Annotated in this window: 19 protein-coding genes; 7 read left to right on the top strand and 12 right to left on the bottom strand. The window is 42.3% G+C overall.

Annotation, left to right across the window (positions count from 1 at the left end; translation table 11 throughout):
* Positions 1-181: 181 nt before the first annotated feature.
* The gene (locus tag H6G26_RS31540; RefSeq protein WP_190734607.1) at positions 182-1,363 is read left to right on the top strand and encodes an SDR family NAD(P)-dependent oxidoreductase; all 1,182 of its coding nucleotides are present in this window, start codon (positions 182-184) and stop codon (positions 1,361-1,363) included.
* Here the strand turns inward: H6G26_RS31540 and H6G26_RS31535 are convergent.
* Entirely contained in the window at positions 1,360-1,542 is a 183-nt protein-coding gene (locus H6G26_RS31535; RefSeq protein ID WP_190734601.1) for a hypothetical protein, read from the bottom strand. The genes H6G26_RS31540 and H6G26_RS31535 overlap by 4 nt on opposite strands.
* 48 nt (positions 1,543-1,590) lie before the next feature.
* On the opposite strand from H6G26_RS31535, the gene H6G26_RS31530 reads away from it, so the two are divergent.
* Complete coding sequence (locus H6G26_RS31530; protein ID WP_190734599.1) at positions 1,591-2,379, top strand: SDR family oxidoreductase; 789 nt, start codon at positions 1,591-1,593, stop codon at positions 2,377-2,379.
* A gap of 471 nt (positions 2,380-2,850) precedes the next feature.
* Here the strand turns inward: H6G26_RS31530 and H6G26_RS31525 are convergent, their stop codons facing one another.
* On the bottom strand, positions 2,851-4,050 hold the full coding sequence (locus tag H6G26_RS31525; RefSeq protein ID WP_190734597.1) for a hypothetical protein: 1,200 nt from the start codon (positions 4,048-4,050) through the stop codon (positions 2,851-2,853).
* A 684-nt stretch (positions 4,051-4,734) separates the two neighbouring features.
* Here H6G26_RS31525 and H6G26_RS31520 point away from each other — a divergent pair.
* Positions 4,735-5,988 carry an AIPR family protein gene (locus tag H6G26_RS31520; RefSeq protein ID WP_190734595.1) on the top strand — a complete coding sequence of 418 codons (1,254 nt, stop codon included), beginning with the start codon at positions 4,735-4,737 and terminating at the stop codon, positions 5,986-5,988.
* Between the two features lie 51 nt (positions 5,989-6,039).
* Here H6G26_RS31520 and H6G26_RS31515 read toward each other — a convergent pair whose 3' ends face one another.
* Entirely contained in the window at positions 6,040-6,699 is a 660-nt protein-coding gene (locus H6G26_RS31515; protein ID WP_190734593.1) for a peroxiredoxin-like family protein, read from the bottom strand.
* A 563-nt stretch (positions 6,700-7,262) separates the two neighbouring features.
* Between H6G26_RS31515 and H6G26_RS31510 the strand changes: the two genes are divergently transcribed.
* Positions 7,263-7,517: a hypothetical protein gene (locus H6G26_RS31510; protein WP_190734591.1), complete on the top strand. Its 255-nt coding sequence runs from the start codon at positions 7,263-7,265 to the stop codon at positions 7,515-7,517.
* Positions 7,518-7,765: 248 nt separating this feature from the next.
* Here H6G26_RS31510 and H6G26_RS31505 read toward each other — a convergent pair whose 3' ends face one another.
* The 7 genes from H6G26_RS31505 to H6G26_RS31475 all read right to left on the bottom strand — a co-directional run bounded on the left by H6G26_RS31505 (position 7,766) and on the right by H6G26_RS31475 (position 11,988).
* On the bottom strand, positions 7,766-8,086 hold the full coding sequence (locus H6G26_RS31505; RefSeq protein WP_190734589.1) for a hypothetical protein: 321 nt from the start codon (positions 8,084-8,086) through the stop codon (positions 7,766-7,768).
* A 382-nt stretch (positions 8,087-8,468) separates the two neighbouring features.
* A complete protein-coding gene (locus tag H6G26_RS31500) occupies positions 8,469-10,010 on the bottom strand; it encodes a hypothetical protein (protein WP_190734586.1) in 1,542 nt (513 codons plus the stop codon).
* A 4-nt stretch (positions 10,011-10,014) separates the two neighbouring features.
* Positions 10,015-10,302 carry a hypothetical protein gene (locus H6G26_RS31495; RefSeq protein ID WP_190734584.1) on the bottom strand — a complete coding sequence of 96 codons (288 nt, stop codon included), beginning with the start codon at positions 10,300-10,302 and terminating at the stop codon, positions 10,015-10,017.
* A gap of 16 nt (positions 10,303-10,318) precedes the next feature.
* Complete coding sequence (locus H6G26_RS31490) at positions 10,319-10,684, bottom strand: four helix bundle protein (protein ID WP_190734582.1); 366 nt, start codon at positions 10,682-10,684, stop codon at positions 10,319-10,321.
* Positions 10,685-10,722: 38 nt separating this feature from the next.
* Positions 10,723-11,163, bottom strand: a complete 441-nt coding sequence (locus tag H6G26_RS31485) for a hypothetical protein (protein ID WP_190734580.1) — start codon at positions 11,161-11,163, stop codon at positions 10,723-10,725.
* The gene (locus tag H6G26_RS31480; protein WP_190734578.1) at positions 11,153-11,473 is read right to left on the bottom strand and encodes a hypothetical protein; all 321 of its coding nucleotides are present in this window, start codon (positions 11,471-11,473) and stop codon (positions 11,153-11,155) included. Before H6G26_RS31480 ends, H6G26_RS31485 begins: the two co-directional genes overlap by 11 nt.
* Before the next feature lie 65 nt (positions 11,474-11,538).
* A complete protein-coding gene (locus H6G26_RS31475; protein WP_347242534.1) occupies positions 11,539-11,988 on the bottom strand; it encodes a hypothetical protein in 450 nt (149 codons plus the stop codon).
* A 211-nt stretch (positions 11,989-12,199) separates the two neighbouring features.
* On the opposite strand from H6G26_RS31475, the gene H6G26_RS31470 reads away from it, so the two are divergent.
* Both H6G26_RS31470 and H6G26_RS31465 read left to right on the top strand, forming a co-directional pair.
* On the top strand, positions 12,200-12,436 hold the full coding sequence (locus H6G26_RS31470) for a hypothetical protein (protein ID WP_242053993.1): 237 nt from the start codon (positions 12,200-12,202) through the stop codon (positions 12,434-12,436).
* Positions 12,437-12,490: 54 nt separating this feature from the next.
* A complete protein-coding gene (locus H6G26_RS31465) occupies positions 12,491-12,958 on the top strand; it encodes a helix-turn-helix domain-containing protein (RefSeq protein WP_190734572.1) in 468 nt (155 codons plus the stop codon).
* A 90-nt stretch (positions 12,959-13,048) separates the two neighbouring features.
* On the opposite strand, the gene H6G26_RS31460 is transcribed toward H6G26_RS31465, so the two are convergent.
* Positions 13,049-13,579, bottom strand: coding sequence for a hypothetical protein (locus H6G26_RS31460; protein WP_190734570.1), 531 nt, complete (start codon positions 13,577-13,579; stop codon positions 13,049-13,051).
* A 660-nt stretch (positions 13,580-14,239) separates the two neighbouring features.
* Between H6G26_RS31460 and H6G26_RS31455 the strand changes: the two genes are divergently transcribed.
* Positions 14,240-14,989 carry an SDR family oxidoreductase gene (locus H6G26_RS31455; protein WP_190734568.1) on the top strand — a complete coding sequence of 250 codons (750 nt, stop codon included), beginning with the start codon at positions 14,240-14,242 and terminating at the stop codon, positions 14,987-14,989.
* 222 nt (positions 14,990-15,211) lie between these two features.
* Here H6G26_RS31455 and H6G26_RS31450 read toward each other — a convergent pair whose 3' ends face one another.
* Positions 15,212-15,532, bottom strand: a complete 321-nt coding sequence (locus H6G26_RS31450; protein ID WP_190734566.1) for a hypothetical protein — start codon at positions 15,530-15,532, stop codon at positions 15,212-15,214.
* Positions 15,533-15,755 lie beyond the last annotated feature (223 nt).

Genomic DNA, 15,755 nt, shown 5'->3' with positions numbered 1-15,755 from the left:
AGCACAAGTACAGGAAAACGCTAATGCATCGGGTAAACAACTGTCTTGGGCAACAATTCAACGCATTGAAGAAGTTCTGGAAATGCAAATCAGCGATCGCGTCACTGTCGGTGCTTGAGTCGTTTTCAATTCAATGAATTGATATCGCCAATCTATCGGAGTCATCAGGAGTTTTTAATTAATGCATATTAACTATGACAGCCTACTCAGGCTCATCGCCTTTGCATTCGCCTTACTACCCGGTTTCCTGCTGCTAGATCGCTGGTGGCGCGAACGGATTTATGACCTGCAAGGAAAAACGATTCTGCTCACAGGTGGTTCACGCGGATTGGGGCTGGTGATGGCACGCCAGTTGATTGATGCAGGCGCACGGATAGCGATCTGTGCGCGGGATGAAGCAGAACTTGAACGCGCACGAACCGAACTGGAGCAACGAGGTAAAGAAGTTTTCGCGCTGACCTGTAACGTGACAGATCAAGCTCAGGTTGAGCAAATGGTACAACAGGTAAAAGAGCGCTTTGGAAGAATCGACATTCTCATCAACAATGCCGGAACGGATATTATTGGTCCACTAGAAACCTTGAACATGCAGGACTACGACGATCTGATGAAACTGCATTTTTGGGCACCGCTCTACGCAACCTATGGCGTTTTGCCAGAGATGCGGCAGCAAAAGAGCGGACGAATTGTAAATATCTCCTCCGTCGGAGGAAAAGTGGCATCTCCGCACATGGTCGGGTATTGTGCCAGCAAATTTGCCCTGGTTGGGCTGTCCCAAGGAATGAGAACCGAGTTGGCAAAAGATGGAATTACCGTTACAACCGTATGTCCTGGTTTCATTCGCACTGGAGTTGTGGATCATGCCGTGATCAAAGGGCAACACCGCAAGGAATTTGCTTGGTTCAGCATTAGTGATTCGCTACCGTTGATTTCTGCCAGCGCAGAAAAGGTTGCTCGTGCCACAATCGCTGGACTACGCCGGGGCGCTACGGAAGTCATTGTGCCTTTCCCAACCTGGCTCTCGGTCAAATTCTATGCCCTGTTCCCCGGACTAAGTACTAATCTATTCAGTTTGGTAAATCAGCTTCTACCAGAACCGGGTGGAATTGGCAAAGAGCGGGCATTTGGCAGGGACAGCCACTCAGCATGGTCGCCTTCCTGGTTAACTTATTTGAGCGAACGCGCCGCACGACGGAATAACGAACTTCCGGTAACTGAACCAAAAGATACGACCGAGGTTAAACAGGTGGGAAGGGATGGGAAACTATCGCCCCAAGCGATTGAACCGACCCTTGCAGAAGATAAACAATCTGGAAGTCCGTTAATTGATCCTGACCAAGCACCTCCTGAAGTTCAAGCCTAAACAATCCCGAAGATTTCGAGCCAGTTCAGCAGCCGATGCGGATGTTTAAAACATCTTGCCGGAACTGATTGTTCAGGATGCTCTGTTTTCTCTGGATTTGGTAGATGTTCAGTCAGCGATCGCTCGATTCTTGATGATGTCTGAGTTTCAGGATAATTGTCATATTGTTCTCTCCTCAAAGTGAAAAAGGAGAGATTAAAACCATAGCAAAATAGAAGGAGAAAATTATGGTTGCGACCCAACTTCAACAAACTTCAAATACTAGCCAGTTGCTGCATGATCGGGTTGTTTTGATCACAGGCGCAAGTCGCGGCATTGGTGCAGCAACCGCCAAACTGTTAGGACAGCATGGTGCTGCGGTTGGCGTAAATTACTATGGCAGTGAAGCCGCCGCTGTGGAAGTTGTTGAATTGATTACGTCTGATGGTGGTCGGGCAATGGCAGTTAAAGCCGATGTGCGCGATCCACAACTTGTAGATGCAATGGTGCAGCAGGTTGTAGATACCTTTGGTGTTATTGATACGTTGGTAATTAATGCTAACGCGAATTTTGCAATGGCTCCTTTTGTGGATTACCAGTGGTCAGACTTTGAAGCAAAATTGGTCGGAGAACTCAAAGGCGCTTTCTTGCCCTGTAAAGCAGTTGTTCCCTCGATGATAGAACACAAGCGAGGTTGCATCATTGCTGTCAGCAGTAGCTTATCTCGCCATCCAGGAGAAGGATTTATCGCTCATAGTACCGCCAAATCTGGATTAGATGCCTTCATCAAAAGTCTAGCACTGGAACTTGGCCCTCACGGCATTCGTGCTAATGTCGTTTCGCCTGGATTAACCCTGACCGATGCCACAGCCCGATTACCTCAAGAACATAAAGACGTTTCGGCTCAAATGGTGCCATTAAAGCGAAATGGGCTGCCAGAGGATGTTGCCGGAGCCATTTTGCTGTTAGCATCTGACGAAGCAAAATTTATTACCGGGGCATATTTACCCGTGAGTGGTGGTGTGCAAATGCTTTGAACTGTGACACGAAGCAATCATGAAACGAGGTGACGTTATAAGTGGATATAAAGCGTTTCTCACCCCTTTCATCATCCTTACAGCACTTCCCGCTATTATGCAATACAGTTTTCTCCTTGCTCCTCTCCTAGCATAGCTTTCAGCTTTGAGGATGGATGTACCTCATATCTGCCGGAAGTGCTGTCTCTTTCTAGGAATGTTCTCTTACTCCTCCAAAGTATTAGCTTTACTTTTCTTTAGAAACAGCCTCTGAGTGTAGGGAGAACAAAAAAATAAAATCGCTCACCGTCGCCTTCGCCCAACAGGTGCGCTCGGCACAAATGTTTAACTACTATAGCCTTGTGCGACAGCGACGGAAGAGGTTTCCCCATGAGCGACTGCCTGAGCGATTTAATTCATGGCAAGTGCCTAAAGGCAGTGATTAATGCTGTAGCAGCCTTCTGCATTTGAAGAGGGGCTGTTGGGCACAGTTCATACCGTAAAAGTCTGACCAATAACACTAGAGAAAGAAAAAATGGTTGCCGGATTATTGGTACTACTAATCAGATCGAAATTCTGTACCAGCATATCTGTTATACCATTGCTGATTGTATAGAAGCCAGCAGAATTTGCACTACCTGAGACAGTGTAGGTTCCAAAATCAAACAGCAGCTGATCTTTGCCATTCCCACCATCAAAGAATCCACCCCCAAATCCTTTGACGATATCATTGCCATCTCCAACAATAATACTGCCATTGCCAACAAAGCCACCTGTTAGACCATCGACAATATCGTTACCAGCCTCAGTACGAATAGTACCACTGTTGTCGATGCCGTTATTACCAATGCCAGTAATTGTGTCGTTCCCAGTACCCGTATTGATTGTGCCACTGTTTTGGATGCCGTTCTGACCAGTGCCAGAAACTGTATCGTTCCCAGTACCCGTATTAATTGTGCCACCGTTGCCGATGCCGTTTAAACCACCAGTGCCAGTAATTGTGTCGTTCCCAGTACCCGTATCGATTATACCATCTATAGTAGTGCCATCGAGTTTAAAGAGCTTGAAGTTGATGATGCCGGACTCGCCGTCAGTAGTGCCAGTTATGATATCGTCGCCAGAACCGGTATCGATTTTGCTGGCATAGTCGTTCCAGATGCCATTATTGGTACCAGAGCCAGTGATGATATCTTTACCTTTACCAGTATTGATGCGATTCAAGTTATAGACGCCTGCGTAATTGCCTGTAACAGTGATTGTGTCATCACCGTCATCAGTGTTAATAGTACCCTGGTTGTAGATGCCTACGTAGTTGCCAGTAGCAATTATTGTGTCATGATCCGCGCCAGTATTAATGGTGCTTTTATAGGCATTGTAGATTCCTGTGAAGTTGCCAGTACCAGTGAGCCTATCATTACCCTTGCCAGTATTAATAGTGCCTGCATTAGCAATTCCAATATCATCTATATTGCCATCGTCATTATTACCAACGCTAGTACTAGTACCGGAGATTTTGTCGTCTCCCTCCAAAGTATTAACCGTGACATCGGAGTTAACCTCAATAGCAATATCATCATCGGTATTGACGCTAACTACATCTTCATCGTTAGTCCATGTGCCTAACAAAGTTGACGGTAAAGCATTTAAATACCAACCCTTGCTATTTAAAACCACAGTATTTGAATTAACCATTTTGCTTACTAAAATAAGTTGTATTTTGACCAAAAATAATTATGTTTCTGTTTCGGTGATAACTAGTAGCTAGAGGATGTCTCTTTGCTGCCCTCATCATATGTACAAATGGTGATCTCATCACCCTTGCCATCACCGTCGGAGTCAGAGCTTTCAAACGTAAGTTTATAAGTATGGGTATTAACTGTATCTACCTCTCTATCACTGTTGTTGTCGGTTTTTTCAGTTATTAGGTTTCCTGCCACATCATAAGTTATGGTTGATGCGATAAAATTTTGTCGCTCCATGAATCTTAAAAAAAATACACCTGAGTCTAGAAGTGGGTGTAGTTGAAACAAGCGGCTATCTAACGCTTTTTTGACTTACAGTTGGGACTTAAATAATATGGTTAAGGATTTTTGAGGCAGATGATTTTGGTCACACTTTTGATGTGATATATTTCGTTGCGCTTGTAACTAACTTAGTATCACAGCTATCTTTAGCGTTGGGAGGAGTTTTTGCGGCGATTGGTACTCCAGCCCAACCACCCAAACCTCGTGGAAAGTCTCCACAAATAATTTGACGGGAGCAGATGCTGAAATATGTTGTAGGTCAATCTCTAACGGTACTCGTTATTTTAGGAAATGCGATATTAGGGTCAGGGTTTTGGTTAACATAGAAATTCTAGTTCCCAAGAAATAAACTATGCCCAAGACTTGGAATATTAAGATAGATAACTATTTTCAAGCCAACCCCAACTGCATCATCGCCACCGCCCACGTAGACACCTTCCCGATAGACCTACCGCTAGAACCGAACATCCGCGAACCGAACCGTAAAAGCGCGACCTATAGACAAATCTTCGACTCGCTGACGACCGAACCCGCAAAATTCTTCTCTCGCCACAGTGGAATTGTTCTGTCAGCCAATAAAGTTAAACCCAACAGAAATAAAACTGAGCTAGAACTGGAAATTTTAGAAGCTAACGAGGGGGGTAGCGATGGGATTATCAACGGTGGGCATACAGTTTTAGCCTTTGAGCAAGCAAAAAATTACAAATATGACCTAACCGAAGCTAGGGTAAAAGTTACTATCCACATCGGACTGACTGAGGAATCAGCTAAAGATATAGCCCTGGCAAGTAATACCACAACGCCAGTAGACTCTCGCTCCAAAGTCAACGCTAGAGGTGATTACAAATTCATCAAGCAGTATTTAGCCCAGTTAGAAAGAGCAGAAGATAGAAAATTTCGCATCGCCTATTACCAAAACCAAAGTGGCGCTCCTAGAAACGCTCAGTGCAATGTCACCCATTTACTGAAACTGCTTTACTGCCTAGACAGAAATAAATACAACCCCGACGGCAATAAACGAACCAAACACCCAGTAGGGATGAGTCTTCCAAGTAACATTACAGACGCAGAAAGGGAAAGATTAACCGCCTTACTGCCTCTCTTGACTCATGCTTTGTGGATAGAACAAAGACTCTATGAAATAATCCAAGACCATATTACTAACCCCAGAAGGAAGGGTACCAACGATTTAGCATCAATAGATATACGTAAGACTACGTTGTTGCCTGACAGCAAGTATTCATTTGGGTTTGGTGCGCCAACCGACTTGGCACTACCGATAATTGCATCATATCGGGTATTTCTTTCTAAGGACTATAAATGGATTCTGCCGTTTAACGAATTCGCCGAAGATTTTCTCCAACACTTGTGGAATAACTACTTCCGCAAATACTTGGTATCGGAAAAAACAGCAGGGAATACAGTCGGTACAAAAATCAGTCGTAATCAAGAGATTTGGGAAAGTTTGTATATCTCTGCACAAAGTTATCTAAATCAGCACTTGGTGAAAATGGTTAACTCCAGTAAGTCAGAAGAACCGGAGGTGACAGAAGTTACAAACAAGAGGGCAAAAAGGAAAAGCAATGCGGCTACTGTAACTAAATAAATAGCTTTTTACTGTTTGATTTAGTTCATTAAGGTTAAACGTTGTAGGGGCTTAATTGCCAGCCTGTAGTTCTTGTAGTACTGCAATGATCTCCGTCGGCTCTACACGCTTTGTAAAGTCTGGATCAACAAAGGCATAAGCAACTGTACCATCTGGAGCAATTATATAGGTAGCTGGTACTGGCAATTCAAAAGTTTCGTCTTTGTTGGCAGATGGAAGATCAGCACCTAAGGCTTGCATGATTGGACGCAACGGCTCAGGTATTTGGTAAACGATACCAAAGTTACGTGCCACTTGATTACCAACATCGCTTAAAACGTCAAAATCTAAGCTACTGTCTTGCGCTGTTGACATCGAATAATAATCTGGTGTCTGTGGCGAAATAGCGACCAAGGAAGCACCAAGAGCTTGAATTTCTGGCAAAACATCCTGCAACGCTTTCAACTCTAAGTTGCAGAATCGACACCATGTTCCTCGAAAGAAACTGATGACTACTGGCCCAGTTGCCAGCAATTGGTTGAGTTCAACTGCATTGCCACTCAGGTTTGGTAAAGCAAAATCTTTGACGCGATCGCCTATATTTAAGCTGTCCTTGAGAATTTCCGATTGTCTTAGTTCTTCAGTCGTTTGAACAATGACAGCGAACTTGTCTTTAGGAAGATGAGCTTGAGCTTGGATAACTAAGTTAGTCAATTCTTGAGCAAGGTTCATTAGGGCTTTCCTCAATTAGTTACTAATAGTGGATTACGTGTATAATATATTGCCTACAAATTGCAACAAGCGGAGCTATCATTGGTGGCCTCAGTTATAGCAGTGCTGAGGTTGTAGGTCTGCTAGGCAATACTTGGTGGCAGAGAGGATTATTGGGAGCATCCACTTTTGGAAGATATACAAATCCTGGGAGAATATAAGAACAGATAAAATAGGGTGCATACCTAACTATGAGCCAGGATAAACAGGAACGGATTAAACTGGTTACTGGGAGAATCGCAATTCACGTATTTTAGCCAAAGAAGGGGAAGATTGGAATACGATTACCTGTAAAATTGGAGAAATTGTAAAGCATCTTCTAGGGCCGCTTTTCTAAAAATCACAGCAACTCTTGGTAGGACGAAAATTTAAGAAAGATTGAGATATTTTTAATGAAGATGCACTGGCTACGGCAATTGTGCGGATTGATGAAGTTAGCTGATTAATAAGTCTCGCATAAACACGGATTCATTCAATGCTGCCTTTCAGTAAAACTGCATTATACAAGTTTTGAAGGTGCATTTATGGCTAATACTGCAATGTTAGATAACCGTATAAATAAGCAAATAAAATCTGAACCATTAGAAGCGACAGTAGCAGCAACAGAAGAAGAGTCAGTAATATTAGCCGAAAAGCTCACACAGGTGGCAATTCCTTTACAAGTATTGTTACAAGCGCTAAATATAGCAAAATACGATAAGGCAGCAGCTTTCCGCTACGCTGACAAATATCTAAACAATATCAGAAAGTCGAAATGGGTTATTATCAAAGCAGCTTGAAATTTTCCGATTAAATCCTTGGTTAGATATTTTTCTTATGATATAAACTCTCAGTTTTGATTATTCCAAGCATTGAACTTATATTTAATTGGAGAATTTTGGAGTAATTTTTAAATTCCCAAACGGATAAGCTCTGGTGAAATCCCGTCTAATTTCAATTCGCTTTGGATAAACTCATCAATTGAATTAGCTTTTGTTTTCTCTAACAGTGCCAACATCTGTTGAGCGCAACGCCCAAGGAAATTGATTTAGTCCACACCATAATTACCTTCCAACCCCGCAAAAAACTTACTCCAAACACTTTGCTCTTTTGAAGGTGATCCTTCTGAGCTTAAAACATTCTGTAGCCCTTGCTGATTACTCTGAATCTCCTGCATATTAAGAAAATGAATCATCTGGGCTAACTCTGGATTCTCTTTTAACAGTTCGGCTTCAAGCTCCAACTCCTGCTGCAACAGCTGGGCATTTCGCCGCAAGAACATCTGCTGATTGTGTCGTTGTCTGATAAGGGATTCAGTTAAGTGTAACTGTTCTTCAAAACTTAAATTGTCGTATTCATCGTTATACATGAGAATTCTTCTCCAATTAAATTAAAACTTCATTGTTAAGAAAATTAACAATATTGCTTAACGAATTAAAGACGCTTAATTCCTCCGTAGAGTAATTGATATCCTAATCGTAATCTGATAATAAATTCATCAGTATTACGATTGCCCCAAACTGGGTTAGTACGGCTTTTTATCCAGTTAGTGGGACTATGACAAATCTCATCATGGCACCGATAGCATGTAGGAAATGTAGATTGACCAATGATGTCGTTACCGTAGTAAGCGTGATGGATCTCTTCACTTTTCTTAGTCAGACAGACTACACAATAATTGTGAGTTTTTCTGTGAGCGATTGCTACTTGTTTCTTGTACTGTTTGGGATTACCATATCGAGCATTCCAGTTTAATTGTCTGGGTATCCGAGATTTTCTAGTAATAGAGTTACCCCCTTTTCGTTTAACTCTTGCCCCGTTAATTCGTGCCACTTCTGTTTGATTTCCTGAAAATGCGGTCTTCTTCCTAATTCTGTTGCCCATTTTCTAATTTCTTGATACCAGTCAACCTGCTGCTGTGAGGATTGCTGATTATTTTTAGAACTATTAACAGTCTCACCATTCGGTTTGGAATCCTGTTTTTGTTCCAGACCTTTGATATCAAATTCCGGGATTAGGGCAACAAAGGGATTAGACCGAGTGGGAATCACCAGGGCATATCGAACTCCGGCTTTGTCTAATAGTTCGCAAGCCTGTCGCAAGATTTCCAAAATCTCCTTTTTAACGTTTACGAAATCCTGGGGATGGTCAAGGATATAACTCGATGTCTGCCCCATCGTAATAAAGCAAACATTTTTCAAGGACGGGCGGCTAAATCCGGTTTCCCCAGAAAGTGGAGACTGGCCCATAAACACCCCATGTCCTTTAAGTCCGGCGGTGAATTTGATCACATAGTTCCAAAAACCTTGCAAGTCTTTGGCAGTATCAGCATCAACCATTCCCGGAAGTCCCTTGCCACCACCAAATACAGAGTCCACCTCATCCTGTGCAAGGAATAATTCGGGAACGCCCTGACATTCACCACCAACAATTGATACTCTTGCTTTCTGTTTGTCAATTTGGTCTGTGGCAAAGGTAATCCAGTTTTTTAGTTCTTTCATGCCGTCAAACTTACGGCTGAACTTGCACAACCATCTGGTGACATCATCCTTTGGATCGCTGCCGATGACAATTGCTGGCGTTTGAGATTTTGCACCAATTTTGTTGATAATCACTCCAGCCAGCGTAGACTTCCCAGATTGTGTACCACCAGATAGGTAAAAATGGTGATTACTGCGAAGAGTCATATTTTGATTAGATGCAGCATCACACAATTCATCAATCCAAGCACCATCAATTCTGATGTACTCAGGATAATTAGCAGCGATCGCTTGTAAAACCTTCATGGAACCCGGATTAATCACCAACTGAACCGACTCTTCATCAATGTCGGCAATATCAGGATTGGGAATACCAGTCGGTGAGGGTGATTGCTGTGCTGGTGGTTCGGGAAGTGTCACCAAACCTTGCAACTGATATTCAGCAATCCACCGGGGTCTTTCATTAACGGGCAGACGATTCACATAGTCAGCAACTTGGCGCTTGGCATCGATTGCAGTGGTGACATAATCATAAGCCGCTTGCCCCTGCAAGTGTTGCTTAAGTGATTTGAGGTCAGCTTCTTGCAAAGACTTGTACACCTTTTCCTTGCTTTCGCTGATTTGAGCAGATACCCCAAACAGTCCAGCACTGAGCGTCCCAGCACCAAGTAGCATCCCGGTTGTTATTCGGTCAGTATTTAAGAAAAAAGGAGCAGATAGACACATTACTGCACTCGCTCCTAAAGAACATAAGATAGTCCGTTCTGCATGAATCACCCCACTGGCAGTTAGTCGTTCTAGTTCAAATGGCATAAACTTACCTCACCCCCAACGCAACACCGGCTGCAACTAAAGTCAAGAAGACAAACAGAAATATCACCCCAGGCATTAACCCAATGGTGAAAGTTTTGCGGTTGAAACCAAAACCTTTAACAACTAATCCGCCAAAGTTGAATAACCCTAGAAATATGCAGCAGATGGAGATTATGCCAATAAACCAAAGAATGTATCGACTAACGGGGCTGGCAACGGATAAATAACCCATAAACATAGAAAAGCCAACCCCACACACCGCATATCCTATATGAGAGAGCTTGATTTGCATAATCAGAATCCAGAAGTCAGGAGCCAGGAGTCAGAATGGAATTAGAATAACTTGTAAGCAGTTTACTAACTTCTTCAAGTAGCAGCATTAATTCTGACATATCACTATATTTCAGATCACTTGACAGAATTAAATAATAGCGACACTCTTCTAAAGAGCCTTGAGCAATATTCATAAATTTCGCTTTATCTGCTAATCCTTTTTTCTTAAAGCCTTCCGCAATATTTGCTGGAATAGAAATTGCTGCTCTTCTAAACTGTGATGTAAGCCCATATATTTCTGATTTAGGAAAGTCATTAGTTATTCGATATACTGATAAAACAAACCGATGCGCTTTTTGCCAAACTATCAAATCTTGAAATGTTCTTGCTGGTTGTCTCATTTATTGTGACTCCTGACTCCTGACTCCTGACTCCTGATTCAGAACCTGAAACTATCTCCCACCTCATCAAATGCTTTCTCATATCCCCCCAACTGGCGTTGTTGCTCAATAGAACCGAAAGCATGACGGATCACCGCCTCCCCATGTAACGCCCTGGTACGCTGCAAATCCTCCTCAACCTTCATGGCTTCTTGGGAATATGCCAGTTGGTTTTTATACATCTCTGCCAAGGATTGTAACTGCTTGAGCTTGTGGCGGGAAAATTTAGTGTGTAGCCACTTCTGTGCTTTCAAAGTGCCAGCCACTTCTGCCTCATCCAGAACCTGCTGTGCTGTAGTGTAAGCAGGTAATGTGTAGCGATCACGGATTGATGAAGGTAAATTTCCTTCAATAGCGGTTGCATCACCAACCCTTAAATCCGTTGAAACTACACCGTCATTTTTGCTACCGAATAGACCAGGAAGCCATTTACCTAACATTGCTATACGTCTCCTGAATTTGTTCAACTTGTTGACCGACGTAACGATAAATACCGTATATGCCAATGAACGAAAACATCAAAATAGCAAAAGCTGCAATCACCCCTTGAGCCATTAAACCTCGCTGCATTAGCTCCTCAACTCTATTGGCGTTGTTTGATCGCACTCTCGACTCATCAATAAGTTGCTGGACGATTAAGAATTCCTCGCTCGTGAGGTTTTTTAATGTCAGCCCCGACAGATTTAACTCGCCGTCCTTCTTCAGGTGAATATTTAATGGTTTCTTGTAAGTTTCTTGTTGTTGCTCCATAGAATGCCACGCCTAATACAAGAGTTAATAGCAGCAGATTGAGTACTGCTGCTAATCCAATCAATTTACTCGGCTGCATCCGCGAAGTTAGCGCCGAAAATACCCGCAACGAGTTCGTTACCGATTGCACGAAAGGATTCCACGTCAGCTTCTTCCTCCATCGCCTTAGAGACAAACTTACTCACCACGTCCTTGGGGGCATTGCGAATCGTTGATAACAACTGGTCAGCTTTATCAGTCGTATAAGCGTCAATCCCGACGTTAAGGACATCTTCTAAGGATTGAATTTCTTGATTTGAAACCTGGGATGCATGAGCGATAGCTCCTTGCAATTGAGGAGTGGATTTACGGCGGGGTGAGTTTTTACCAAGTTTACCTCCCGTATTCTTGGATTTGCCATTAGCAGTGGTCAGGGCAGTTGATTTCTTGGCTTGTGCAACTTGAATTGCCACTTCTTGGGCTTCGGCATCATTCAAATTATCAACATCCATGCCAATAGCTGATGCGGCAGACACGATATCGCCCTCATCGAACTCGATACCTTCAGCCAGCAAAATTTCTTTGACTTTTTGCATAAGTTGTTTCTTATGTGCTACTACACTAACAATATAATATAAATAAGCTACATATCACATAAGAAAGCTACATTATTTTTATATTTTGTAGGGTTCTTGTCCCATAGCCAATATCATTTGATAATTTGGGTGATTAAGTATGGATGCAACAATGCCTAGAACAAAAGCACAGGGAATGACCAGAATTGAACTTTACGTGCCAACAGCACTATTTGAAGAAGCGGAGGAACTTGCCGACTTTGAGGGTTGGAAATTATCAGAACTGCACCGTGTATTTTGGGAAAACGGTTTTGGCGTTTATGTCGAACGCAGTAACAAGAGAATGATTAACAAGCGCTTGAGAGAGAAAACTTCCGCCGACACTGCTAATCAGGGAGAAGAAGAGTAATTTTCGCGCCCAGGTTGAGCCTGGGCATTGCTGAAATAAAGGGAGCAACAAAATATGCACAATATTGAAGAAGCATACAGTCTTGCTTGGGTGAAAACAGCTTGTGAACATATTTTAGGTAAGAATATTTCTCAAAGAACTTGGCGTAACTGTCTAAGAATATGTGGTGTTCAGCCTTACAAGCGAGAAGTCATGCTCAAAGAATGCTGCTATCTATTAGGACTGATATATCTGAAACGTCAAAACCCTTTCAAAAAGTATTCTTTATCTGACGTTTCATTGTTACTAATGAAGGATAAAGCACGATTTACCAATTTGGGCATTGATTTAGAAAATCTGGAATTTCCACTTTTAGGGCGAGAATTACCGGACTATATCTATGAGCAAATAGGTTACAAAGTTAGTTTGCGAACCCTCTACCGTTGGGCATCTAAACGTCGTATCCCTTTCTCTAAATTACGCATCATTAACCAAAAAGAATTGAGTCGTTGGCTAGAATTAGCAAGTATAGCGAACGCATAGTAAGTAGTTAGCTTTTTTTATACATTTACTCTCCGACCATCATTGGGCTTTTAAACGAACTAGTGTGCCATTAGATTGACTTGCTGCCTTTCAATCTAATGGATTTTGCTCTAGATACTGGCGCACTCCCGCGCTCATAGCTAGGAGGTTTGGTTGTATATTTTTCCCTAATAAATCTTCAACGAGATGAGCAATTTTACTTGTGAGGAAGAATGGTACTCCCTTGATTTGCTTCGGGTCAATCACTAGTTCACCACGGCTTTCAATTACTGTACTGTTACCATCTTGCAAAAAGCGATTTTTGCCAGAACACTTAACTGCTTCTGTAAAAGTGTGAGTTTCAATACGCCATTCAACTGTCAAATCTGCCTGATTCCAGGTATTATATTCTGTCCAAGAGAGCATATCTTCACTGAGCAAAACTCTTGCTGCTGCTGGAATTTCACTGCCACCGTACCATTCATTGACAGTATAAATATTACTGTCTGCTTCCCTACGTGATAAAAGTGTAATGCGACGCACGTTTGGCATATAGGGAACTAGTTCAACTAGTTTGTCACGATAGCTAGCATAAACTAGGGAGCGTGGAAAAGGAATCTTGGTATCAGCAGAGATGAGCATTAATTCATACCATATTTAAATATAGACACAATGGGAAATTACCAAGAGTTTAGGGAGCGCAACTGGGGTTTTCTTTGGTTGATCCGCCTGAATTTTGGTTAAACGTCATCTATATTTTACAGTTGCATTGGCTCACAAAGTGGCATGAAAAAGCAGCCCGGAGGCATCGCTCAACTGTTCCTTAGCTTTTAGTCGCATCAGATCACAAAGCGGCATGAAAAAGCAGCAAGGTCTGCCGTGACATCTAAAAGCCTTACTGTGTATAGATGTCACAGAAAGCGGCAAGATTGGTTAAAACTCTAGAACCCTTGCTATTAAAGGAATGTCACAAAAAGCGGCATGGTTAAATTATGAACTTGGTGTCACTAGAAAGCCCTCAAAGCCATACAGGATGAGTGTCACAAAGGAAGTGGCAGGGTTGACGAAATAAAAATAGGGATGAAAAAAAGCCCGGTTTTTGGGCTTTTTTCTGAAATGGGATTGAGAGCGAATCGCAAAATCACGTCAATGATTATGCCAACAAGTGTTTGCTGTTTAACCTAGCCTTTCTTCTAGGTTTTCAATATTTAGACTTTGTGGGACGATTAACCCAGTATTTAAACTCAGCTTAAACATCTTGTTCTGAAATGTGATCTAAATTCATCACAGGAGTACTTATTGATGGTGCAAGACGAACTAAAGAACAAAGTAGCTTTAATTACTGGTGCAAATAAAGGTCTGGGGCTAGAAATGAGTCGTCAACTCGGACAACATGGATTGACAATTCTGATAGCAGCTCGTAGTTTAGATGCGGCTAAAACAGCAGCGAGTAACTTGGAGAATGAAGGAGTTATAGCTCACCCAATTGCCCTGGATATCATTGATAGTACTAAAATTGAATCTGCCGTTCAACAGATTAGTGACTCTTTTGGTAGGCTTGATGTCTTGATCAATAACGCAGGTGTGTTTTTAGATGGTGACTGGTTAACCAGTAATGCTAGTTCTATTTCTGTAGAGATTATTCGACAGACATTTAACACAAACTTTTTTGGCTTAGTGGAATTAACTCAACGAGCATTGCCGTTAATATTGAATAGCCCTAGCGGTCGAATTGTAAATATGTCGAGTATTGAAGGTTCGTTAACACTTCATGCTGACCCCAATTCATTCATTTATGATTCAAAACCATTTGCTTATGATGCTTCCAAGGCAGCGGTTAACTCATTCACTATTCATTTAGCTCATGAGTTACGTAATACTCCGGTGAAGATTAATAGCGCTCATCCGGGTTGGGTAAAAACTGAATTAGGTGGTGAAGGTGCAATGATGGACATCGCATTAGGCGCGAAAACTGGTGTTGAATTAGCGATATTGCCGAATGATGGCCCCAGTGGTGGTTTTTTCCATCTCGGCGAACCAGTAGCTTGGTAACTTATGCTAACACTTGAAGCCGTAGCATAAGTTATTAGTAATCATACGAATCTCTCACGATTTTCGTACACTCGATACTATTGACTATTGGCCAAAACGGCGAACGGCGATTCATCCCATTCATTCAATATGAGATCAATCGCTGTCTTTTGTGAAAAATCGCCTCTAACTCTGGTCAAGCCATCTATTATTAGAGGTAATTCTTAGTACGTGAATACTGATTTAAGCATTGGATATTGCCCCTAACTGGTGCTTGAGAATTAGTAGTTTACACTGATACGCTTCAATCTCAGCTTCAAGTTCAGCACGTAATTCAATTGGTATAAGCGGATGAATTTTCTCCTCTTCAAGATGTGCCACTTCTGAGAAATCGTTTTTATCCAGCACAGCATAACGCCAAGATTCGGTACATAAACCAGTCAGTAGATTATTGGGTGGATAATACTGAACCCCTACAATCATCCCCTGCTTGGTTCTTTGTCCTAACGAGTATTTTGGTGATGTCCAGTGATTCGGGATGGTGACAACTTTTGAAGCTTCCATGCGATTGCTCCTATCTTTGTTTTGATTGTGTTTGTACTACTTGCTGCTGCCTTTTCTCTACCAGAATCTGACCGATAGCTCCTCCAGTCCCCAGCCTTAACATGGCTGTAGGAATCGTATACGAATGGCACTAAGAAAAGCCGAAACACTTGTGGGTTAAGCAGTTTGCAATTGTTTACGTAATTCATTCCGGGGTTTGGTCATTAAGGGGTAAGCTTTAGGG

Source organism: Nostoc sp. FACHB-888 (assembly GCF_014696655.1).
Taxonomy (GTDB): domain Bacteria; phylum Cyanobacteriota; class Cyanobacteriia; order Cyanobacteriales; family Nostocaceae; genus Nostoc.
This window is presented reverse-complemented; position numbering and strand designations above follow the sequence as displayed.